The 19,989-nt window shown below is 60.8% G+C and carries 22 protein-coding genes; 5 read left to right on the forward strand and 17 right to left on the reverse strand.

All coding sequences use genetic code 11. The features are described from left to right. Positions 1-6: 6 nt before the first annotated feature. The 5 genes from soxA to EI171_RS30460 form a co-directional block, all read right to left on the reverse strand. Positions 7-828 (reverse strand): sulfur oxidation c-type cytochrome SoxA, encoded by an 822-nt coding sequence (gene soxA, locus EI171_RS30440; RefSeq protein WP_161535506.1) that lies wholly within the window; start codon positions 826-828, stop codon positions 7-9. A gap of 28 nt (positions 829-856) precedes the next feature. Next, positions 857-1,183 carry a thiosulfate oxidation carrier complex protein SoxZ gene (gene soxZ / locus EI171_RS30445; protein ID WP_011086297.1) on the reverse strand — a complete coding sequence of 109 codons (327 nt, stop codon included), beginning with the start codon at positions 1,181-1,183 and terminating at the stop codon, positions 857-859. A 17-nt stretch (positions 1,184-1,200) separates the two neighbouring features. Beyond that, a complete protein-coding gene (gene soxY, locus EI171_RS30450) occupies positions 1,201-1,653 on the reverse strand; it encodes a thiosulfate oxidation carrier protein SoxY (protein ID WP_011086296.1) in 453 nt (150 codons plus the stop codon). 18 nt (positions 1,654-1,671) lie between these two features. Beyond that, positions 1,672-2,115: a sulfur oxidation c-type cytochrome SoxX gene (soxX, locus tag EI171_RS30455; protein ID WP_202633030.1), complete on the reverse strand. Its 444-nt coding sequence runs from the start codon at positions 2,113-2,115 to the stop codon at positions 1,672-1,674. A 129-nt stretch (positions 2,116-2,244) separates the two neighbouring features. Then, positions 2,245-2,859, reverse strand: a complete 615-nt coding sequence (locus EI171_RS30460; protein ID WP_246740299.1) for a thioredoxin family protein — start codon at positions 2,857-2,859, stop codon at positions 2,245-2,247. A gap of 54 nt (positions 2,860-2,913) precedes the next feature. Here EI171_RS30460 and EI171_RS30465 point away from each other — a divergent pair, with 54 nt between their 5' ends. Further along, a complete protein-coding gene (locus EI171_RS30465) occupies positions 2,914-3,633 on the forward strand; it encodes a hypothetical protein (RefSeq protein ID WP_246740300.1) in 720 nt (239 codons plus the stop codon). A 1-nt stretch (position 3,634) separates the two neighbouring features. Here the strand turns inward: EI171_RS30465 and EI171_RS30470 are convergent, their stop codons facing one another. After that, positions 3,635-4,366, reverse strand: coding sequence for a cytochrome c biogenesis CcdA family protein (locus EI171_RS30470; protein ID WP_161535507.1), 732 nt, complete (start codon positions 4,364-4,366; stop codon positions 3,635-3,637). 75 nt (positions 4,367-4,441) lie between these two features. On the opposite strand from EI171_RS30470, the gene EI171_RS30475 reads away from it, so the two are divergent. The 4 genes from EI171_RS30475 to EI171_RS30490 all read left to right on the forward strand — a co-directional run bounded on the left by EI171_RS30475 (position 4,442) and on the right by EI171_RS30490 (position 8,497). Beyond that, on the forward strand, positions 4,442-4,813 hold the full coding sequence (locus tag EI171_RS30475) for a thioredoxin (protein WP_161535508.1): 372 nt from the start codon (positions 4,442-4,444) through the stop codon (positions 4,811-4,813). Between the two features lie 37 nt (positions 4,814-4,850). Further along, complete coding sequence (locus tag EI171_RS30480; protein WP_161535509.1) at positions 4,851-5,201, forward strand: metalloregulator ArsR/SmtB family transcription factor; 351 nt, start codon at positions 4,851-4,853, stop codon at positions 5,199-5,201. 72 nt (positions 5,202-5,273) lie between these two features. Further along, a complete protein-coding gene (locus EI171_RS30485) occupies positions 5,274-6,353 on the forward strand; it encodes a YeeE/YedE family protein (protein ID WP_161535510.1) in 1,080 nt (359 codons plus the stop codon). 1,319 nt (positions 6,354-7,672) lie between these two features. After that, positions 7,673-8,497 carry a type II secretion system protein M gene (locus tag EI171_RS30490; protein ID WP_246740301.1) on the forward strand — a complete coding sequence of 275 codons (825 nt, stop codon included), beginning with the start codon at positions 7,673-7,675 and terminating at the stop codon, positions 8,495-8,497. A 111-nt stretch (positions 8,498-8,608) separates the two neighbouring features. Here the strand turns inward: EI171_RS30490 and EI171_RS30495 are convergent, their stop codons facing one another. From EI171_RS30495 to cpaB, 11 genes are all read right to left on the reverse strand, one after another. Continuing rightward, positions 8,609-9,145 carry a tetratricopeptide repeat protein gene (locus EI171_RS30495; RefSeq protein WP_236842217.1) on the reverse strand — a complete coding sequence of 179 codons (537 nt, stop codon included), beginning with the start codon at positions 9,143-9,145 and terminating at the stop codon, positions 8,609-8,611. 79 nt (positions 9,146-9,224) lie between these two features. Continuing rightward, a complete protein-coding gene (locus EI171_RS30500) occupies positions 9,225-9,632 on the reverse strand; it encodes a hypothetical protein (protein ID WP_011086285.1) in 408 nt (135 codons plus the stop codon). 9 nt (positions 9,633-9,641) lie between these two features. Next, positions 9,642-11,297, reverse strand: coding sequence for a type II and III secretion system protein family protein (locus tag EI171_RS30505; RefSeq protein WP_161535511.1), 1,656 nt, complete (start codon positions 11,295-11,297; stop codon positions 9,642-9,644). Between the two features lie 388 nt (positions 11,298-11,685). Next, positions 11,686-12,102, reverse strand: a complete 417-nt coding sequence (locus tag EI171_RS30510; RefSeq protein ID WP_236842216.1) for a TadE family protein — start codon at positions 12,100-12,102, stop codon at positions 11,686-11,688. Continuing rightward, on the reverse strand, positions 12,102-13,439 hold the full coding sequence (locus tag EI171_RS30515; protein ID WP_011086282.1) for a TadG family pilus assembly protein: 1,338 nt from the start codon (positions 13,437-13,439) through the stop codon (positions 12,102-12,104). The genes EI171_RS30510 and EI171_RS30515 overlap by 1 nt, the downstream gene beginning before the upstream one ends. A gap of 537 nt (positions 13,440-13,976) precedes the next feature. After that, on the reverse strand, positions 13,977-14,624 hold the full coding sequence (locus EI171_RS30520) for an isoprenylcysteine carboxylmethyltransferase family protein (RefSeq protein ID WP_161535512.1): 648 nt from the start codon (positions 14,622-14,624) through the stop codon (positions 13,977-13,979). Positions 14,625-14,626: 2 nt separating this feature from the next. Continuing rightward, positions 14,627-15,535, reverse strand: coding sequence for a type II secretion system F family protein (locus EI171_RS30525; protein ID WP_161535513.1), 909 nt, complete (start codon positions 15,533-15,535; stop codon positions 14,627-14,629). Further along, the gene (locus EI171_RS30530) at positions 15,532-16,464 is read right to left on the reverse strand and encodes a type II secretion system F family protein (protein WP_161535514.1); all 933 of its coding nucleotides are present in this window, start codon (positions 16,462-16,464) and stop codon (positions 15,532-15,534) included. Before EI171_RS30530 ends, EI171_RS30525 begins: the two co-directional genes overlap by 4 nt. Continuing rightward, positions 16,461-17,837, reverse strand: coding sequence for a CpaF family protein (locus EI171_RS30535; protein ID WP_161535515.1), 1,377 nt, complete (start codon positions 17,835-17,837; stop codon positions 16,461-16,463). The genes EI171_RS30530 and EI171_RS30535 overlap by 4 nt, the downstream gene beginning before the upstream one ends. Further along, positions 17,834-19,036, reverse strand: coding sequence for an AAA family ATPase (locus EI171_RS30540; RefSeq protein WP_161535516.1), 1,203 nt, complete (start codon positions 19,034-19,036; stop codon positions 17,834-17,836). Before EI171_RS30540 ends, EI171_RS30535 begins: the two co-directional genes overlap by 4 nt. After that, on the reverse strand, positions 19,036-19,989 hold the full coding sequence (gene cpaB / locus EI171_RS30545; RefSeq protein WP_038965955.1) for a Flp pilus assembly protein CpaB: 954 nt from the start codon (positions 19,987-19,989) through the stop codon (positions 19,036-19,038). Before cpaB ends, EI171_RS30540 begins: the two co-directional genes overlap by 1 nt.

Here is a 19,989-nt window from a genome sequence, read left to right on the forward strand (position 1 = left end):
ATCGTTTCAATTGCGCACCGAGGGCGTCTCGACCGGCAGCCAGATGCCGCGCCAGGCGACATAGAGCTCAAGCGCGAGAAACTCGTCGGAGAGCGGCTTGAACGGCTCGGCGCGTACATCGAACATGCAGCCTTCGAAGCGCTCATGCAGCGGCACCAGGCGCTGGTCGCGCAACCGATAGGTCGGAAAGCCGTTGGTCTGGCCCTGGCTGAGAAAATCGGCGCGCATGAATTTTCCGTTGTTGCGCTCGTGGCACGACTCGCAGGCCAAATCGAGCTGGCCGTAGCGCGTGTAATAGATCTGCTTGCCGCGCTCGAACCAGGGCGACATCGGACCGTCGGTCTTCACCGCCACCGGCATACCGTGCGATTGGTATCGCACGAAGGTGGTCATGTCGGTCAGTTCCTGGGACTTGAATTTCCAGGGCTCCGCCTTCATGTGCTCGGTGCGGCAGATGTTGATGCGCTGCTCGAGATTGACCGGCCTCTTCCGCTTGTCGTCCCATTTCGGTATGGCGGCTCCGACGCCCTTCATGCTCGTTTCGGCCTCGCCGTGACAGCTCATGCATGACTTCCCTTCGCTGCCCTCCGCCCTCTTCCAGACGTCGGCGGCACGCTCCACCGCCAGAAAGCCGGGGTTCTCCAGGTCGTCGTCCTGCAGCGCCCGCGTTTCCTTGCTGCGGAACTGGTAGCCGGAGACGATCGTCTTGAAGACGTGTCCAGGCGGCGCGGAGATGCCTTTGCGTTCGGTCTCCTGCGCGAAAGCACGCGTCGCAAGCGATGCGACCGCGACGATCGCAACGGCGAGTCCAACGTATCGCGAAAGCATCCGCTGTCTCCCTCGAAGCTCTCCGGCATTACGCCTTGAGCGCGATCTTCTCTTCGGCCGTGATCACCGAGCCGTCGTCATCGGTCCAGGAGAACTTGAAGGTCCCGGCTTCCTCCACCTTCGCATCGAACTGGATGTAGGGGTTGGCCGAGATCGCTGGCTCGAGCGCGCAGGCGAAGACCGGCTTGCCGTTGAATTCGCAGGCAAACCTGTTGATGATCCTGCGCGGGATGGGCTTGCCTTGCGCGTCCTTGCGCTGGCCCGATTCCATGACGTGCGAGACCAGGGTCTTGATCTGGATGACCTCGCCCTTGGCCGCCTCCTTGGGAAGCTTGATGCGTGGTTTGTCTGCCATTGCTCTCTCCTTGCGCCCTAGCCGCCGCAGCCGCCGATCGTTACCTTCACGGTCTTCTGCTCCGTGAACAGCGCGCCGTCGCTCATCTTCGCGATCGCAACCACGTTCTGCGTGGCCGCGAGCCGGATCCGGATCGAGGCCTCCGCCTTGCCCGAGACCGGTGTGAACATCAGCGTCGCGACGCCGGCGTTCGGATTGCCGTCGGCGAGAATCATGACTTCCTTGACGTAGGATTCCGTGGTCATCGGGCTCTCGACCGTGAGCGACAGCGGCACGGTATTGCCATTCTCCGCGATCTCCGGCAGGTCGAGCGCGATCTTGCCCTTGACCGGCTGCTTGCCGCCGGTGAACTTCTCGATCCACTTCGCGGCGTCATTGCTCACTTCGGCATCGGCCGCCATCGGCATCAGGGTCAGCATGACGAAGCCCCCCCCGAGCGCGAATGCCTGCCGTCGATTGATGGCTTTCATTCCAGATCCTCCTCGCCGTCAGTTGAGCGTCTTGAGATAAGCGACCACGTCCTCGACCTGCGCGGCCGACAGAATCGACTTGCCGACGAACTCCGGGCGCACACGGCTCAAGCCGTCGCTTTTGAAGAACGCCGGCATGACCGTGTCGGTGAAGATGCGCTTGGGATCGGCGACGATGAGGCGCAACTGCGCCTCGCTGTAGCGGCCGGCGACGCCGTCGAGCGACGGGCCGAACTCGCCGTGGAATTCCTCGGATTTCAGGCTGGTGACCTGGTGGCAGGCGAGGCAATTGCCCAGCGTGCGCGTCAGGAACACCTTCTTGCCGGCATCGGGATTGCCGGGTGCGCCGGTCAGCGATTTGGGCAGAGCGTCATTGACGACGTCGAGCTTGATCGACTCCTGCGCGCAGGCGCTTCCGGCCGAAAGACATAGCGCAAACGCAGCCGCGAGCGAGCGCCGCATGTTCCCTACCCTTGATGGCGAGGTGACGCCCGCCTCGTTTGCGATGGACTCACAATCCATCAAATTCAGTTATTATGATATGTTCATATAAGAAGCGGCGTCAAGACAAATTCGCAGGGCCGGTGTCAGCTAGCCGTTTGTGGTAAGAAAATCCCGGAACGAGCCGCGCTCGTAAGCCCGCTCCCCCACGAAGCGAAACATCGCCAGGAAATGCTGCGGCTTGAGATAGCCGGGTGCCCGCGCCACCTCCCGCGCCATCGGCTCCTTTGCCTCAATGCCGTTGGACGATGGAGGAAAGAACTGGAATGTCGGGGTGAACCTGATCCCGTATTTCTGGGCCAGATCCTTCTCGGACAATTCCTGGCGATCGAAATCCGTAACCTTGCGGGAGCCGATCAGATTGAGCTGCAACACCTCGAAATTATCGCGAATGTAGGTTGTGATCGCCGCATCGGCAAAGTTTACCAGATGCGTCTCACGGCAATAGGGGCAGCCGCGCAGCTCCCACATGATCGCAAGGCGCTTGCCGCCGGCGGCAGCGCCTTCGAGGTCCTCGCGCAGATCGAGGAAGCTCTGCAGAAACCAGGGCTCGTGATAGAGCCCATCTTCTCCAAGGGCCGGCTCAGCGGCCGCCTCGCCGCGGCGGGCGACAAGAGCCGCGCCCGATGCCAATGCGAGAAAGCCGCGTCGCGTCAGCCAGCCGGGCGACGTCAGGGATTTGTGCTTTGGAAGGATCTTGCGCATCGGTCACTTTCATTATGATATTCATATCTACGAATGTGACAAGGATTTCCGATCTTGCGCTGCATCATCGCCCTGTTGGCATGGCTGACGTCGAGCGCGCTCGTTCTCGGCGCGGAGGCCGGCAAACCCACGGATTTCGTATCGGTGATGGGGTCGATCATGGATAATCTGCGCAGCGCGGCGAGCTATGCGCGCACCGGAAGCATTGCGCTGGCGCAGATGGAGACCGACGCGGCGGCGGCCACGTGGAAACGGCTCGAGCCAAATGCGTCCGGTCCCCTGCCCGCTTATGCTCCGGCCGCACTGGCGGAATTTCTTGGTGACGGCGGTGAACGGCTCGCGGCCGCAACGCGCGCGCTGGACGGCGGCGACAATGTCGCCGCCGGTCGCGAACTGCTTGCGCTGCGCAGGTCCTTTCATGAACTCAGGCGTCGTTCGGGCCTCTACGATCTCGGCGACTGCGTATTCGAGATCGCGCCGGCCATGGAAAAGCTACGGGTGGCGGTCACGCGGTATGGCCAGCAGCCGGCGCAGGCATACGCCGAGGAGACCGTTGCCGCCGCAAGCGCATTCCGCGATCGTCTACAGCGCTGCAACGAATGGGCAAGCACCGAGATCGCCGGACAAGGCGAGTTCCGCCGCCTCATCGACGGCGCGATCGCGAGCAGTGGCGAGATCGCCCATGCAGCGATGGCCGGCGACGGGCCGCTCGTGCATCGTTACCTGATCGAACTGCAGTCCTATGCCCAACTGCTCGATTTCCGCTACGGCTAGCTCAGCCGATGGTGGTCAGCCCCGGAAAACGCTCCAGCAGCCACTCTGAAACTGCCGGCATTAGACCGGTCAGGAACATCAGGCCGGTCGCGACTAGAAAGACGCCCATCGTCTTCTCGACCAGGCCAAGATGCCGGCGCGCGCGGCCAAGCGCGACAATGAACCTACCGGTGAACGCGGCCGCGATCAGGAACGGAATGCCGGTCCCGATCGAATAGGCGAAAAGCAGCAGGGCTCCTCGTCCGGTCGTGTCCTCCGAGCCTGCCATCAGCAGGACAGCGGCGAGAATTGGGCCTGCGCAGGGCGTCCAGCCGAACGCGAATGCCAGGCCCATGACGAAGGCCCCCGCCACCCCGGCCGGCCGGTTGTCGACCTGCACTGTCGCACTGCGATAGAGCAGCGGAATCCTCAGCACACCTAGAAAATGCAGACCCATGACGATGATCAGGCCGCCGGCGACGATGCCGAGCGTTGAGAGATGCGCGGAGATGAGGCGTCCCGCGAGCGAGGCGGTCGAGCCGAGCGCGACGAAAACCAGCGAGAAGCCCGCCACGAAAGCGAGAGCGGAGACCAGGATGCGCGGCCGCAGGTCGGGCTTGCCACCGGAGAGATCGTTGACCGAGACGCCGGCCATGTAGCAGAGGAAGAGCGGGACCAGGGGCAGGATACAGGGCGATAGAAACGACAACAGCCCCGCGACGAAGGCCGCCCCCAGCGTGACGTCCAAGGTCATTGCGTCTCATCCCTAGAACATATGCGAATTTAATGATATAAAGCGCCAAGGAAGTCCAGAGGTCCGTTACGCAGGATGAACAGAATCATCGCCCGGCTCGCAGTCATTGTCGCGCTCGCGCTGCCCGCAACGGGATCGCGCGCGGCCGAGCTCGTCATGTTCGAACGGGCCGGCTGCGTGTGGTGCGCACGCTTCAACGCCGAGATCGCGCCGATCTATGGCAAGACCGAGGAAAGCCAGACCGCGCCGCTGCGCCGGGTCGACCTTAATAGCCCCCTACCAGCCGACCTTGCCGGAATCGATCCCGGCGCCTTCACGCCGACCTTCGTCGTGGTAAAAGAGGGCCGTGAGATCGGGCGCATTCGCGGTTATCCGGGGGATGCCTTCTTCTTCGGCCTCTTGGACCGGATCCTGTCCAGCACAGGATCCGAACCGGGCAGGTCGTGACCGCTCTCGAGGATTTTACTCAGGGGAATTTAAGACGATGCCACTGCCAAAGCTGAAGGAGATCGAGGGCTCCGCCGAGCTCGAGCAGATGATAGAGAGGGCGCGCGAGGCGAGCGACATGCTCAAGGCGCTATCGCACGAGTCCCGCTTGCTGCTGCTCTGCATCCTCGCCGAGGGCGAGAAATCGGTGACCGAGCTCGAGCAGTTCCTCGGCGAACGGCAGTCAACCGTCTCCCAGCAGCTCGCGCGGCTCAGACTCGATCGGCTGGTCACCACCCGCCGCGACGGCAAGGCGATCTACTACAGCCTCGCCAACGAGGACGTCCGCAAGATTCTCACCGCCGTCTACGACGTGTTCTGCGAGCCGGTGCGTCGGCGCCGCCGGTAATTTTCCGTTCTGGATTTTCGCGCCTTCCCGGCGCAGACTGCCTAACAAGCAGAACGAACATCCCCGGGAGGAATGCTGGGCCCTTCGACCATAGCGTTTGCATGCGGACTTGCCGCCGGTGCCGTGCTCGGCGTTTCCGGCCGTGCGGGCCGCTTCTGCACGCTCGCGATGCTCGAGGATGCGTTCTTCGGATCGGATTTTCGCCGGCTCAGATCCTTTGCTCTGGCCGCGGCGGTCGCCCTGCTTACGACCCAAGCGCTGGCCGAGTTCGGCATCATAGACCTGTCGCGGTCGATCTATCTCACAGCATCGATCGGCCTGGGCGGCGCGATCATCGGCGGGTTGATGTTCGGCGTCGGCATGGCGCTGGTCGGCACCTGCGGTTTCGGCACGCTGGTGCGCATCGGCGGTGGCGATCTGCGTGCCATCGTGGTCTTTCTCGTGCTCGGCCTGTCCGCGCTCGCGACCATGCGCGGCATCACCGGCATGCTCCGCGTGAAGCTGATCGAGCCATTGTCGGTGCGCCTCACCGAAGGCAACAACCAGACTCTGACTTCGCTGCTCGGGGCTGGCAGCACCACGCGCGCGATCCTCGTCGTCTCGATTGCCGCCGCGCTCGCTTTCTGGGCACTCGCGGATGGCCGGCTGATCCGGTCGCCGCGACTATTTGTCTCCGGTCTTGCCGTCGGCGCCGCGATTGCGTTCGGATGGTTCGCGACGGGGTGGCTCGCGGATGACGAATTCGATCCCGTGCGCGTCTCCTCGCTCACCTTCGTTGCCCCGCTTGGCGACACTATTCTTTACATTGCCACCTTCTCCGGCGCGCGGTTGAACTTTGGCATCGGCTCGGTCGCCGGCGTCGTCGCCGGCTCGTTTGCCGCCGCCATGCTCGGGCGCGGCTTTCGCTGGGAGGCTTGCGATGACGCCCGTGAATTGAAGCGTCACATGAGCGGCGCGCTTCTGATGGGGATAGGCGGGATCATGTCAATGGGATGCACCATTGGCCAGGGATTGACCGCATTCTCAACACTCGCTCTCTCGGCGCCGATCACAATGCTGGCGATTGCCGTCGGAGCGCGGCTAGGGCTTGAGTTCACGATGACTGGCGAGTGGCTGCCAGCAGTGCGCAAGCTGTTCGGCGTCTCGACGTAATGGAAAAACCACCGCTTCCGCACATGTGGCCGGAATCCGAAGCGACTTCACCAAGAAGCAGTCAGCTCTCGACGGCTTCACCCTTTGTCCAAGCCAACGCAATGCTTCGCTCAGCTGCCGTTATTCTGCCGGTCCCCGAAGACGGCAGCGATCTGGCCGATGTAGATCTTGGCCGGAAACATTTTCCGCCCCACTCAACTCTCGCGAACGGGCGCGGCGAGATGAAAAGCGGCAGACGCGTACGCATTCAACCCGAATAAAAACCGTCGCCGTCAACGGGAGCCGTGTCGATCAAGCTCATCGATGGGAGCCGGAAACAATTCTCGGATTGATGCCGACGACGTTCAACCCGAACAGACATCCCAAACTAACGAAACGCTCCCACTGATTGGTACTGGGTCCGGAAAAGTACATTGACCAGGCCGACATGCTGACTTGGCCGACGTTCATGGCGATCGGCGTCATCATGTGGAGACGAAATTCGGCTTCGGAGCGAGGCGCCCTCGCCGCGGCAGATCGCCAGCGCGCCAGCTTCCCCTCGGATATCACTCCTTGGTAGCGCCAGCAGCGCGCGTCGGGCCCGCGCTCTACCCCACGATTACCAGTGCGAGCAGACCGGAGCCGAGCAGAGCGACGCCCGCGAGCGCAACCGCCAGAAAAGCAACAGATGTGAATTCTTCACGCATGGATGTGTGGCCAAGGATTCACCACGCTCCGACCATCACAAGAGTGGCGATGCTCAAAGCCGAGCAGCACAGAATGATGACTGGCGCGACTAAATTTTGGTGAGATCGCATTGCTGGCTCTCCCAGTTAGAAGGATAGGAGACGATAGCTCGGCAATGTATTTCCCTGACTTCGAGGTTGCTGGAAAGTGGTTTCAATCCGATGTCATTTGTTTCGTCTTCGCGCGGGCGGATGAAGTCTCCTCACGGGTTCGCGAACACGAAACGGAACCAGAGACCGATTCTCCCAATCCCGGATCAAACCTCAAAATGAGACCTTGTCGGGGTTGGTTTTTGACAGACACAGTCAATACGGGGCCTCGATCGACTCGCTGGGCGTGCGCGTCTGTAGGGTGAACCGTCGTGCGCGGCCCCGCGCCCAGGGCTGGCGCGACTGAGACCATCTGCGGATATCCCGGTTCGATGCTGATGCCCTTTTCCTCAATTGACACAGGGCTCGCTTATCGGCACGGTTTACGTCCATATCGATGCTGGAATGATTTGCAGATCCGGCGGCGTCGGCCCGCAAACGCGCAGCGTGCAACACGACCGCCTCATTTGATGCTCCGGGCGGAACAACCGCTGAAGTTGGTAGATGGCACCATCGAGAACGGATACGGGCCGGCTTAATCACCAGATGGAGGATGATCCGTCCCGCCCTCATCCGCACGCCGCCTCTCATCCTCCGGCTGACGATCACGTCGCCGAGGACCGAGGGCCGCAGCCACGCACCGATCACGGCAACAGTGCGCCCATAATTCACCCGCCCCACGAGGCCCCCGCCTTGTCGTCTGCGCACTTCGGCTCCGGGCAGGAGGAGTCCGGACGTGTGACAGCGATCGCGAATTGGATGCAGCGAGGACGCCGCATCTGGCGCGGGCACCTCCAGCGCGATCAACTCCCCGAGGCAACCGGAGGGTCGATGGGAAACATCGAGCGCTGGTTGCTCGCGTTGCTGAGCGTTCTCGTCATCGTGAGTTGCGTTTGCGCGACCATTGTCTTGATGCAGGCCACGGCGCTCAAAGCGGAGATCGCCACGCTGCAACGCGAAATCATCGCGCTCAAGCTCCGCGTAGCCAGGCTCGATCAGATCGCAAGCACCAATGAGGCCCGTGACAAGCCAAGCACCGAAGCACCCAAGCCGCCGGCCGAGACTCGCCCCGACCAGGCAGTTCTCGTCCTGTCGCGCGAAGAGATTCAGCTGATCCGCGACTACATCAAGCCAGCCCCGGTTGCGGGCTCCGCGACCGAACAGATCAAGGTCGGCGATCCCGTCACGGGAGAAACAATCCCGTTCCCTTCTCCGATCACGGAGAAGGTCCGCAAACTGCTCGGCGCGAGATTTACCATCCGCAACGGCGTGATCGTCATCAGCCGCATCGGCAGCCGTCAGGCTGATGTTGTGATCGGGCCCAACTAATCAGGGGCTACCCATGCCACGCGCAACTGGCTCATACCCGCGACGAGGCATGCTCCCCAAAGCACGTTAGCGTGCATATCCGAATCAGCCCTTTGCCGGTAGTTATTCCACCTAAGGCTGATTATTCGGCGGCCTTTCGATGAACCGACGGCTACCATTGAGAAGCTCAAGGTTATTGGCGATGACCGGGTTACCTGGATCGAGCGAATAAGCCTTCTCAAACTTCCGTCGCGCCGCACTCAGATTGCCGCGCAGCATGTAGGAATAACCCTGATCATTCAGGATTTGAACGGTCTCGCCCCCCAGCCGAATCGCCTGGGCATAGGCCTGATCAGCCAGGTCAAAACGACGCAGGCGGTCATAGCTTGCCGCGAGCCCAATCCAGGCCGTCAGGTCCTTCGGTGATTTCTCGACGGCGTCCTTGAAATAGCGCTGGGATAGTCCGTAGCTGCCACGGTTGAAATGCTCCAGCCCCAGCCGAACGGGCTCGTCTGATGGGTAATATTTGACGTCAGTCGGCTCCTGCACGGGGTCCCCGCCCGGCGGATCCACGGGGGCCACAATTGCAGCCTCCCTCAGCGTGTAGTCACACCCCGCAAGGCCTGTCCCCAAGCAGCAATAGATCAGCATTAAGATGATGCGCCGCATAACTGTTGTCCCCGCCCGGCTCATCGGACTCATTGAAATAGCATCGTTGAATTTCCCAAAGCTAAGGCCCTTGGCTCCTCTACCTGTTCGGTGCTCCGCCAGTTCCGCCGACCGGTACCGACACGCCGGTTGACGAACCTGCCCCCAATCCCTCGATGTTGACGTTCTGCGTCGGCGTCGTCCGCACGCCCATTTGCCTCGTCGGATCGCTTATGTCGGGAAGCTGATCCACCGGCTGTTGCGTTTTGCCATAGCGTGTGACCGCGGCGCCCACGCGCCGAGCGTCATATGCGATCCTGCGATCACCGACGTTACGCGGCCATGGATGGATCGTATGGGTGACGGCGTTGACCTCTTTGGCATCGCCGGCGCTCATGGTGATGGTATTGGAACGCTGGAAGTAGCGGTCCATCTCGTCGTTACCGGCGAGGCCGTAACATCCCCCGAGCAGCAAAGGCGCGAACAGAACCAGATACCTTTTGGTCATCTCTCGCTCCTAGTTGAGGGTCTTTACGACCGGCTGGTTGGCGGCGGCGGCCGGGGGCGGAACGGGCGTCCTGAGCTCAGGAGCGATGATGTGGCCGTAAGGACCCTTCACGTCGCCACCGGAATTGACGTAGTCATCGTAGCGCTTGCGGACTTCCATCTGGCCATTGAGGAAGAAATCGACGTCGTTGGCCGGCAAGCGTGAGTCGAGCGGAGACGCCAGTTGCTGACCGGGTACCGCCGGCGCAACCAGGCGCGGCGTGACGATGATGACGAGATCCGTCTCCTCTTGCTGGTACGACTTGCTGCTGAACAAGGTTCCAATCACTGGCACCGAGCCGATCCAGGGCAATTGCGAAACGTCCTGGCGATTGCGGGTCTGCAACAGGCCGGCGATTGCAAAGCTCTGGCCATCGCGCAACTCAACCGTGGTTCGCGCGTCGCGGCGGGTCAGCGCAGGAACGGTCGTCCCCTGGATCGTCACCGCATTGGCGAAATCAAGTTCACTGACCGACGGCTCAACCCGAAGGTTGATCACGCCGCGGGAGAGCACGGTAGGGACGAAGGCGAGCTCAACACCGAACTTTTTGTATTCAATCGTGATGGTGGGAAAACCGTTCGTCGTCTGGGTCGGTATCGGCACTGGAAACTCACCGCCGGCGAGGAAGCGGGCGGCGTCGCCGGAAAGCGTAGTCAAGTTCGGCTCCGCCAGCCGGCGTGCCAGTCCCTTGGTTTCCAATGCAGAGATCAGCATGTCCACCGAACCGCCGTTGCTGGTTCGAATAAGACTGGTCAACAAGGTTCCGAACGGGGCCGGCGCGATGCCTCCTGCAGTCCCGGCGAGCGTCCCCAGAGTTCCGAGTACCGGAAGGCTGCCTGTCGGGGCACTACCAACAGGCCCCCCGCCCGCACCGAGGGGACCGTTGGCGGTGTTGATACCACCGATCGGTGTTCGACCGGCGGCGGTCACACGACCTAGCCCAGAATTACCAATGTTAGTGCCGTTGGCGTTCGCCGCAGAAAGGTTCACCCCGAGGTTTCGACCGGCCTCCCGGCTGACCTCAAGGAAGCGCACCTCCAGCATCACCTGCTGCGGTGCTGCGACGCTCATCGCGTTGACGACGGTGCCTCCTTTCGCAACGGTGCTGGTGGCGATTGCCATAGCCCGCTCGGCCGCAACCGCGTCGACGGCGGTTCCGCTGAGCACCACCTGGCCCTCGGAGGCCGAGACGCGAACACCCTGCATGCCGGTGCCGGTCCGGATGTTCTGCTGCAAATTGCCCGTATCGATCACGACCTCGACGTCGAGGACCCCGATCTGCTTCATCGCGCTGTCGAACAGAATGACGTTGGTGGTGCCGGTCTGCTTGCCCTGGACATAGATCATGTGGTCGCTCAGCGACTTCACGTCGACGATGTCAGGCGAGCCCGCGATAATCGTCGCAAAAGCGGTATCGACCTTGAAGGTGCGCGACTTGTTGACGACCACCCTGACCCGCTGGACGTCGTTCATTTCGCTGACAAAGACGCCGCCGGAGGAACCCCGCCGGTCTGCAGCCTCCGCGCGGTCAGCGGGCCCACACAAGGCCACCGCTGCGCCAAGACCCATCACGCCGAAGGCGAGAAGCCTCGCTACCGTCTTACCTGAAACGCGACCGCCGCCCATTCGAGTCCCCCCACCGCGATCCGCGGCCGTCCCCGCAAATCTACGTGCTCGATGTCCCCAAAAGTTCCCCTGCGCGTACCACGTTGCAGAGATTACAGTTCATCCCATTACAAATCGTTATTTCGTATTTCCAACATCATCCTCCCTGATGGCGCCTCCTTGCAAGATGAGAGCCTTACCGCACTGCCACAACAGCAGAGAAAACTCTCCGATGTTGCCAGCGCGCACCACTTTTCGCATATCGGGAACTATCCCATAGCGTCGCGACCTTGAGGCGGGTTCCCGCTGCTCCTGCCATGGAACCACGCTATCGGCTTTCGGAAAACCTGTTCAGGCGATGGGGCGTGCTCTGTCGCTTACGGTACCCGGGTGCATTCCAGGCGACCAACTAGAAAGGAATCTTGGTAGACGCGCTCGGCGCGTTCAATGCTGTGCCCCATATCGGCATGAGCATGGTAAAGCCCGCTTGAGAAGCCGTAACAGTCAAATTGTCGGTGCTGGCCCCCACGGTCAGCGTCGGCGTGAGACGGCCGAAATACAGGAATGGCGCCGCATTCTGCTTAGCCGTCAAGGACAGGGGATCCCCGGTGCAGCCGGCCGGCGACTGCGGCGGGCTTTGGACCATGTCGGGCGTGTAGCAGCTAATCATGACCGCCCGGGCGCCGGCGCTCGCGAGCGTCCGCAAGGACTGCATCGTGATTGCATAGCGTCCGAGATCGATGATGGCGAACATCAATGTAAAAAGCGGCACGAACACGAGGATAAGCTCGAAGGCCGAGGCGCCGCGATTGTCGAGCTTTCTCATCATTGCACCAACGCGACAACTTGGGTGTAAATGATGGTCGCCGGAGCACACCCTTGCGTGCTCAGGTAGCCGCCACCGCTCATGTCGAGCGTTTTCGCGATCACTTGTGAACAGGTCGTATTGGTACTGGCAGTCGTTCCGCTCCAGCTAACGTCGACCTTGGGGAAGTACATGGCCCCGCCCAGGCTAACTAGACCACTACCGTTTATGGTGACCTTGTTGCTGGTCTTGGTCGGAGCCTGATCGTCAATCAGGACGCCATTCAGATCAGAAGAGAAACTGTTCGTGGCAGGTGCGGAGAGGTCAACCGTACCCCCGTTGATGGTAAGCTGCGAATCTCCGAGCAATACCAGGGTTACGCCTGTGCCTTTCAGTTGTCCGCCGGTGACCTTTATAGTTGCCTTGGAGAAGATGTATGTTCCCGGGTCCAAGACGTACTTGTCCCCGTTCTGCACCGTGAAATTGCCGTAAGCTCCTGTCCCCGCGCTATTCGGCGCGCAATGCTTCCATCCATCCGCCTGAACAGGGCATGACGGGCTTGTATTGCCAGTCCTACTGTTGAACGATTCGGTGTCCAGTTTCCGGAGCGGATTGTTAGCGTACGTCATGAAATAGTTGTGCGGCACGCTAATATTGCTGCAGGTGCCTGAGGGGGTGCAGCCACTTACACCATAAACCGCCCATCCCGAACCGGTGAAAGATGGAGTGCTCGCAAGTTGAACACTGGTATCCGACATCAGCGCGCAGCCAGTTCCGTTGTTGCTGAGGTTACCGGCAAGCTTAAGTGCGCCTGAGTCAGGTCCAAGCGCCAAAGCGCACGCCTTGGTCGGCTGCTGGACCAGCGCGATGGCTTGGGCCGGGATGTTGACGGTCGTCAAACCCAGCACTGCCGCCAAGTAGGCCGGCTGTTGCTGGCTGACCCTGGCGCGAACGGCGTTGCCGGTGCCTGCAGGTGGCGTTGTGAACGTGCCCGCAGTGTAGGTGCCGATATCGATCTGCACGGCTCGCGAGATTCTGTTCGGAAGACTGGGCGCGCACTGGGTGCCGGGATAGGGCGTGCTGTCCTGCGGACTTGAGTTGCAAAACCCGTTCTGTGCCGCAAATTCCTTGGCCAGATAATCCACCGATTGTGTACCGCAGGCCGCGCCAGCCATCGTGCATGAAAGCCGCAAGGCGCCCGAGTAGGCCGCCGAGTCGGCGGCGTTCTGCGCGTGCTGGTGGGTGACGTACCATGATCCGGCCTCCGCCCCGAGTGCGACCGCTCCGATGAGCGGCACGAGGGCGATGACTGTTGCGAATGCGGCCGAGCCTTGTCGCGAACGGAGCAGATTACGCATGGAAACACCCTACTGGAAGCGTTCTGAGTAAGGCAGCGTGAACGTACAGGTGGTGGGGCACAGTACCCGTCTCAAGACAATCGGAGCCAAAGTGATGGTTGTCGAAAATGTAATATACTTGGGGAAATCAATATTGCTCGGCGAACAGGTAGCGCCTGCGTCTCCGCATACAACCCGGAGATTGCCGATCGTATGACCAGCGACTGTTGTCTGTAGCCCCGGCCTCCAGGTCACCGAGCCGTCGGGGCCGAGCGGATTATAGTACTGCACATACTGCCCGAAGGAGCGCAACGCCGTCCACGCCGAGATAAATTGGAAGCCCGCGGCGGCTACGTCGGCGAGCGGCATGAGCAGGAACGCCACCAAGACCGGGTAAACGATCAATGTCTCGAACGCGACGGCGCCGCGCTGATGCGCGATGAAAGAATTCTTAGCACACGCGCGCCTGGCTCGACCGATACTTACCACTCCCGATCGCCGAGCCCGAGCAGTAGCGACTTGAACCACGTCCATGACAATTCGGCCACGCATAGTCGTTCACCAAACATAAGGGACCACTCTCCAACGCGATGCCTCGTAGCTGGAATATTCAGGGCAGTTGCGCCGAAGCAGGTCTTCTTCGTAAAGAATTCGGCATACCTGGACGCCGATATGCAGGACGAGCAAGACCGCGGTCAGCGGCGTCGGATTTCTCAGCACTACTCCCAACACCGCGATTTCTTCCGCAAGGTAGAGCGGGTGCTTGATCCACCGATACGGGCCCGTTTGCACCACATTGCGCGCCTGTGGCACCAGACTGAATGACCTACCAAGGTGTCGGATGGTGATCAGCATCATGATCATGCCGATCAACACGCAAGCGGTGGATGCCAGGTTTGGTAGCGCTTGGTCACTCTTACCGAAGAAGGCGATCGTCCATGGCATATAGGTGCCGACGAACGCCGCTATTCTTGGGAGGACGCCATCCGCTTGCGCCTTTGCCGGCGACCGCGTCATCGTCAATAGCGCCAGGAGCACGTAGAAGGTCGCAAGGCAAACACTCGACAAGAGCGACGGCCAAGGTTTATCGGCCGATGATCCAATATTGACGGCGACGCCAAGTGCCAGGAGCATGAACCACATGCCGCCGAACAATTGCATCATCCGGTCGTAAGAGGAGGTTTTCGACAGTGCAACCGTGCTCATGGCTATTTACCGAAACTGGCGAACGAACGCACGAGGTGCAGAATGGGACTTCCTCCCAAAATGACGAACATGGCTGGAAGCAGAAACAGCACCATCGGAATGGTCAGCTTGGCGCCTAACTTGTGTGCTCTTTCTTCAAGCTTGGTAATACGTTCTCGCCGGAGATCGACAGCAATATTCCGCAGAGCCTGGCCCACCGGCGTTCCGTATTGCAGGCTTTGAGCGACCATGGTGCCAAATCGGCGAAGCCCATCCGACGTAGACCCCAATTTCTCGAACGCGTCGCTGCGATTTGGCAGTATCCGGAGATCATCAAGAAGACAGTGCAAGACCCGGGATGTGGGGGGATTGGTCTCGCTCATTTCTTGCGCGACGCGAGCGAGCCCGCTCTCCAGGCCCATTCCCGCTTCGCTGCACACGACCAGCAAATCGATCATATCCGGCGTGCCCAGCCGAATGGCAGCATCAAACCGCCGCTTCAGCACCGCCAGAATCAATCGCGGCCCCAAAATTCCGATCGCCACGCCAATGAGTGTGAAGACCAGCACATCCGTCAGTGCCTTCCCCGAAAGCTGAGCGACACCCCCGGCGATGATTGGACATAGGAATATGCTGACGGCTTTGACACCGATCCAGGCCGGCAACGCTCGACGATGATTGAAACCCGATGATTGAAGGATCGCTCGTAGTTGATCCAGATTTTCCTCAGCGTAGAAGCGGCGATACCACGTGCCGAGCCATGAAAACCAACCAGTCACGTCTTCGAAGGATGCTGACCCGCCAGCAACGCCCATCACCGCGTTTGCCACCCGTGCATCCACAGTACGAATGTGTATCTCGCGGATAATCAACAGGCTGGTCGCAGTCCCAGCCGCCACTGCGAGGGCCACCAGACTGAGGCCAAAATTCATAGTTGTGTTTCCCTTCTGACCATCCAACTTATCACCAAGGCTCCGACAAGCACCGAGGCTACCGCGTAAGCGAGCAGCTTGTTTCCAACCGGATCGGTGAACAAGAGATCGACAGTTTGCGGATTGGCCGCGTATAGTACTCCGCCTCCAATCAAGGGCGAGATTGTTAGCGCTCGTGATGAAAAGATCACCTCTCCTGCCAGCGCCTTGGCGCGGGCAGCTAGCGCAACACGCTGCCTCACAGTGTCGCCCAGGTTCTGCAGCGTTTCGGCCAAGCTGCCACCTGACTTCAATTGGACGGCAAGTGTCACCGCAAACATCGCATACTCGGCCACTTGCGTTCGGCGATAGACACCTTCGACAGCTTCCGCTGGAGGTCTCCCCAGATTCACTTCGTTGCATACGATGGCAAACTGCCCAGCTGTTGGTTGCGGCATTTCGCGCGCGAGGGCGCGGAATGCTTCGTGCACAGGCAAACCCGATCGAACCGTACTCGTCACCAGCTGGATCGCATCAGGCAACTGTCGAAAAAGCTGGAGGGCGACGCGACGTTGCTGCCATCCAAACAGCCCTCGCATCACGATGATGGCTGCGATTGCAGCGGCAACGCACCCGTAGAGAATGGAATATCCGAGTTGACTATTCGCATAGAGGATTGCTGCCGCTCCGAACGCACCGGCAAGCAGCACATAGGCCGGATGCCAAATGTTCGGTATCTCGGGATTGTAATTGACCAGCCGATGGAGGAACAGAGTCTGGGATCCGGTCTCCGTGCGGCGAATGGACAGCAGGTTGGCTGGATGTGAGGCTGGCAGCGCAACCGCCAGCCGGCGATCGATGCGTCTTTCCCGAGCGTCGAGCCACAACGCAATGGCTGCTGCGCACATCGCGAGCGCCAGAACAGTGACGATCACGGACTCCGGCATCATATTTGCCTCATCGCCTCGGCCCAAGCTCCATCCAGCCCGTAATAGACAAGACGGCTTTTGAATTTCGGGGTTGCAAGGTTGCACCTGTATGTGCCCGATAACCGCCCATGCACATCCTCGTCCTGGTACTCGAAGGCTGCGATGTCATTGGTGGTGATCACGTCCCCCTCCAGCCCGATTACCTCGCTGATCTGAACGATACGGCGCTGTCCGTCCCGCATGCGTTCGACCTGCACAATGAGATCCAGCGCAGCGACGATCTGAGTTCGAATGGCGCGCGACGGTAGATTGACCTGCCCCATCTGCACCATGTTTTCGATGCGGGTCAGGGCATCACGGGTGCTGTTGGCATGCACCGTGGAGATCGAACCATCATGGCCGGTGTTCATCGCCTGCAGCATGTCAAATGCTTCAGCGCCGCGCACCTCGCCCACGACGATCCGGTCAGGACGCATGCGCAGCGCATTCCACAAGAGATCGCGCTGTGTCACCTGCCCTGTGCCTTCGAGACTGGGAGGCCGGGTCTCCAGGCTGACCACGTGCGGCTGCTGAAGCTGCAATTCTGCCGCATCCTCGATCGTGACAATGCGCTCGGTGTGATCGATGTACTGACTCATCGCATTCAGGAGCGTCGTCTTACCGGATCCGGTACCGCCGGAGACCAGAACGTTGAGCCGAGACCGGGCGGCGACCTCCAGCAATTGCCCGATGGCCGCGGTCATTGAGCCGTTTTCGATCAATCCGGCCATATCCAAACGAAGGCTTGGAAATTTTCGGATGGAGATGCACGGACTATGGATCGCCAGCGGCGGAAGGATGATGTTGACGCGGCTGCCATCCAGCAGGCGACAATCCACCATCGGGCTGGATTCGTCGACGCGCCGACCAACCTGCGCGGCAATCTTCTGAGCGACGGAGGCGATGTGATCATTGTCGCGGAATCGCACCGCAATTCGTTCCAGCTTGCCGCTTCGTTCCACGTAGACATTACTCGGACCGTTCACCATGATATCGTTGATCGATTGATCGAGCAGAAGCGGACGCAGCGGCCCGTAGCCGGTCATGTCGTCCGCAATCTCGTCCGCTAGCTGAATCTGCTCGCGACCTGACAGTTCAAGTCGTTCCTCGTTGGCGATTCCATGGATGATTTCCTCGATCTGCCGCCGAAGGACATCCCGCGAAACGGTTGCGGCAGCCGACGGATCGATCTGCTCGATGACTCGCTCGCGAAGCGAGGCTGGCATCAGGGGCCGCTGAGGCGAAGGCGCGTGCCTGGGCGCAGATGCAGGCAAGCTCGGCGTCGACGCAGGCAATGGCGTCAATGCAGGCAAAGGAGCTGGCGTATCGTCGTCGCGCCTACCGAAGGTCTTCATAGTCCCAGCAGCCTCCTCAGCCGTCCCTTCCGCTCGGCGCCGAGCCCTGTGATCTCTCTTACAATCGGGGCGAGGTGACGCCGCAGTGCTGATACGTGCTTGAGTGCTGGAATTCCGAGATTGACCGCCTGAGTCATCCCCTTCCCGAGATCGGGTACCACCATGTCTGGTTCTGCCCCCAGGGCCTTGACAATCGCGGCTCTTGGGAGGCCGCCGGGGCGATCGGCACGGTTAAGCAAAGTGAAGACCCGATCCTTGCCGGCGATGTTGGTGACAGCAGCGCGCAGTGCATGAGCATTGCGAAGTCCGGTCACCTCGGCTTCCAGCAGCACCAGCACGTGACGAGAAAGAGTGATCACCGGATGGATGGATGGCGGAAATGGGACCGGTACATCGACGACGATGTAATTGAACCGTTGGCGGAGCAGACCGAGCACGTGCCTCACGCCCGCTTCGGTGATGTCGAGCTGCGCATCCAGCTCCTCATCAGCGGAAATCAGGCAAACCCGCTCGTTGACCTCAATTGCCGCGCGCTCGAGGAACAACGTGTCCGCCCGCATCGGGTTCTCCAAGGCGATACGGAGCCCTGGCCCAGGCCGTACACCCAACATCACGGCTGTTTCGCCGGCTTGTAGGTGAAGGTCGAGCAGCGCGACCTTGGCCTTGGTGGTCTCGGCAAGCTGCAGGGCGAGGTTGATGGCGATACTCGTCGCTCCGGCGCCGCCCTGCGCCCCGCAGATCGAGATCACATGCCCGCCACGATCAGGCTGACTATGGGCCACATCGCCAAGCAGCTTTGGGCGCAGCTGGTCCAGTACCATATCCCGCGTAATCGGCTTCGGCAGATACTCGGTCAGGCCGAGTTCCATGAGCTCGCGATAGAATGTGATCTCCCTGCTCTCACCGATCAGAACCACCCGGACGTCGGGTGGACAGACGCCGGCCAGCCTTTCCAGCTCGGCAAATGGGTCATCGATGCCGCTGATGTCCGTCACCAACGCGGATAGATCCGTGTCGGTTTCGAGCATCCGTATGGCGTTACGGATCGTGCCACGCCTGATCGATATGTTGCTGCCTTCGAGGCCCTTGCGCAGAGCCGCAGCACTAAGCTCGTCATTTACAAAACAGACGATCCGGTTGCGAGCTAGAACAGATGTAGCTTCTTCAGGTGAACTGACGACTGCAATGTTAACGCTCATCAACGTTTCTCCAGCAACTTGCCTGCCTGCACCACCATCGTCGCACCCCGGTGGGAAACTTCCGACCCATCGCAGTTGACCATAGCGTCCCCGTCGCCTGAGTCCTTCCTGACTGAGTATTGCTTGACCTGACCGCCAGTATGAATGACTACCGCAGCAGTCCGGCCGGCAACTGCATTCTGGCGAGCAATTTCCGGCGACACATCGCAGCTGGACATGGCGCCAGTGTCCGCCGTATCCCACTGCTCGACTGCTGCCCGTACGGCCAGCGAGATCGTTCCGATCTGCTTTGCGACTGTGATCTTCTTGACCTGGTCTGGCGCAAGCTCCAACGACACTGTTTGCGCTTGCTTGCCGGCCAAAGAGCTAACGGTTCGCCCGCCTTGCACAATCTCCTGGTCAATCGCAATGACTCGAACGTTGCCCAGAACGACTTCGCTCAGGGCCCGACGCGCGGGGTCTGCCTTCTCGAACACCTGGGTCAACAAGACATCGACATGATCACCGGGCCTGATCAGCCCCGAGACGCCCGACTCCTCGTCAACCTTGATGCTGATTGCCCGGCTGTCCGGGGCCAAGACGCTGGCCAGGAAACCGCGATCTCGCGGCCGCAGCACGTCCTGCAGGGTAATTGGACTGCCGGCCTCGACGAATTTGCGAACCAGAGAGCCGGTAAGTCCGGCCTTCGCGTCGGGCGTTTCGAGAATCGCCCCGGCTGGAAGACGTTCAGGCAGCGCCGACCGCACAGCGAAATCTTCATCGCGGGCCAATGTACCTCTCGATAGCGGACGTGCCGCAACAAAGTACCCGACAGTCGAAGGAGGCGCCGGCCCCTGCTCCGTGACCGCTACCGGAACCTGTTTCGGCAGGTTCATGTTGTAGGCAATAAGCCCGAACGCGGCGGTTGCCAGCAACAGAACTATGATGATCGAGAGACGCAACGCGGATGACAT

Origin of the sequence: Bradyrhizobium sp. LCT2 (genome assembly GCF_009931255.1) — a bacterium.
GTDB lineage: Bacteria > Pseudomonadota > Alphaproteobacteria > Rhizobiales > Xanthobacteraceae > Bradyrhizobium > Bradyrhizobium diazoefficiens.

Coding starts and splice junctions, on each gene's coding strand:
- soxA (WP_161535506.1), bottom strand. CDS start 828: ATGCTTTCGCGATACGTTGGACTCGCCGTTGCGATCGTCGCGGTCGCA.
- soxZ (WP_011086297.1), bottom strand. CDS start 1,183: ATGGCAGACAAACCACGCATCAAGCTTCCCAAGGAGGCGGCCAAGGGC.
- soxY (WP_011086296.1), bottom strand. CDS start 1,653: ATGAAAGCCATCAATCGACGGCAGGCATTCGCGCTCGGGGGGGGCTTC.
- soxX (WP_202633030.1), bottom strand. CDS start 2,115: ATGCGGCGCTCGCTCGCGGCTGCGTTTGCGCTATGTCTTTCGGCCGGA.
- EI171_RS30460 (WP_246740299.1), bottom strand. CDS start 2,859: ATGCGCAAGATCCTTCCAAAGCACAAATCCCTGACGTCGCCCGGCTGG.
- EI171_RS30470 (WP_161535507.1), bottom strand. CDS start 4,366: ATGACCTTGGACGTCACGCTGGGGGCGGCCTTCGTCGCGGGGCTGTTG.
- EI171_RS30475 (WP_161535508.1), top strand. CDS start 4,442: ATGAACAGAATCATCGCCCGGCTCGCAGTCATTGTCGCGCTCGCGCTG.
- EI171_RS30480 (WP_161535509.1), top strand. CDS start 4,851: ATGCCACTGCCAAAGCTGAAGGAGATCGAGGGCTCCGCCGAGCTCGAG.
- EI171_RS30485 (WP_161535510.1), top strand. CDS start 5,274: ATGCTGGGCCCTTCGACCATAGCGTTTGCATGCGGACTTGCCGCCGGT.
- EI171_RS30490 (WP_246740301.1), top strand. CDS start 7,673: ATGGCACCATCGAGAACGGATACGGGCCGGCTTAATCACCAGATGGAG.
- EI171_RS30495 (WP_236842217.1), bottom strand. CDS start 9,145: ATGCGGCGCATCATCTTAATGCTGATCTATTGCTGCTTGGGGACAGGC.
- EI171_RS30500 (WP_011086285.1), bottom strand. CDS start 9,632: ATGACCAAAAGGTATCTGGTTCTGTTCGCGCCTTTGCTGCTCGGGGGA.
- EI171_RS30505 (WP_161535511.1), bottom strand. CDS start 11,297: ATGGGCGGCGGTCGCGTTTCAGGTAAGACGGTAGCGAGGCTTCTCGCC.
- EI171_RS30510 (WP_236842216.1), bottom strand. CDS start 12,102: ATGAGAAAGCTCGACAATCGCGGCGCCTCGGCCTTCGAGCTTATCCTC.
- EI171_RS30515 (WP_011086282.1), bottom strand. CDS start 13,439: ATGCGTAATCTGCTCCGTTCGCGACAAGGCTCGGCCGCATTCGCAACA.
- EI171_RS30520 (WP_161535512.1), bottom strand. CDS start 14,624: ATGAGCACGGTTGCACTGTCGAAAACCTCCTCTTACGACCGGATGATG.
- EI171_RS30525 (WP_161535513.1), bottom strand. CDS start 15,535: ATGAATTTTGGCCTCAGTCTGGTGGCCCTCGCAGTGGCGGCTGGGACT.
- EI171_RS30530 (WP_161535514.1), bottom strand. CDS start 16,464: ATGATGCCGGAGTCCGTGATCGTCACTGTTCTGGCGCTCGCGATGTGC.
- EI171_RS30535 (WP_161535515.1), bottom strand. CDS start 17,837: ATGAAGACCTTCGGTAGGCGCGACGACGATACGCCAGCTCCTTTGCCT.
- EI171_RS30540 (WP_161535516.1), bottom strand. CDS start 19,036: ATGAGCGTTAACATTGCAGTCGTCAGTTCACCTGAAGAAGCTACATCT.
- cpaB (WP_038965955.1), bottom strand. CDS start 19,989: ATGTCATCCGCGTTGCGTCTCTCGATCATCATAGTTCTGTTGCTGGCA.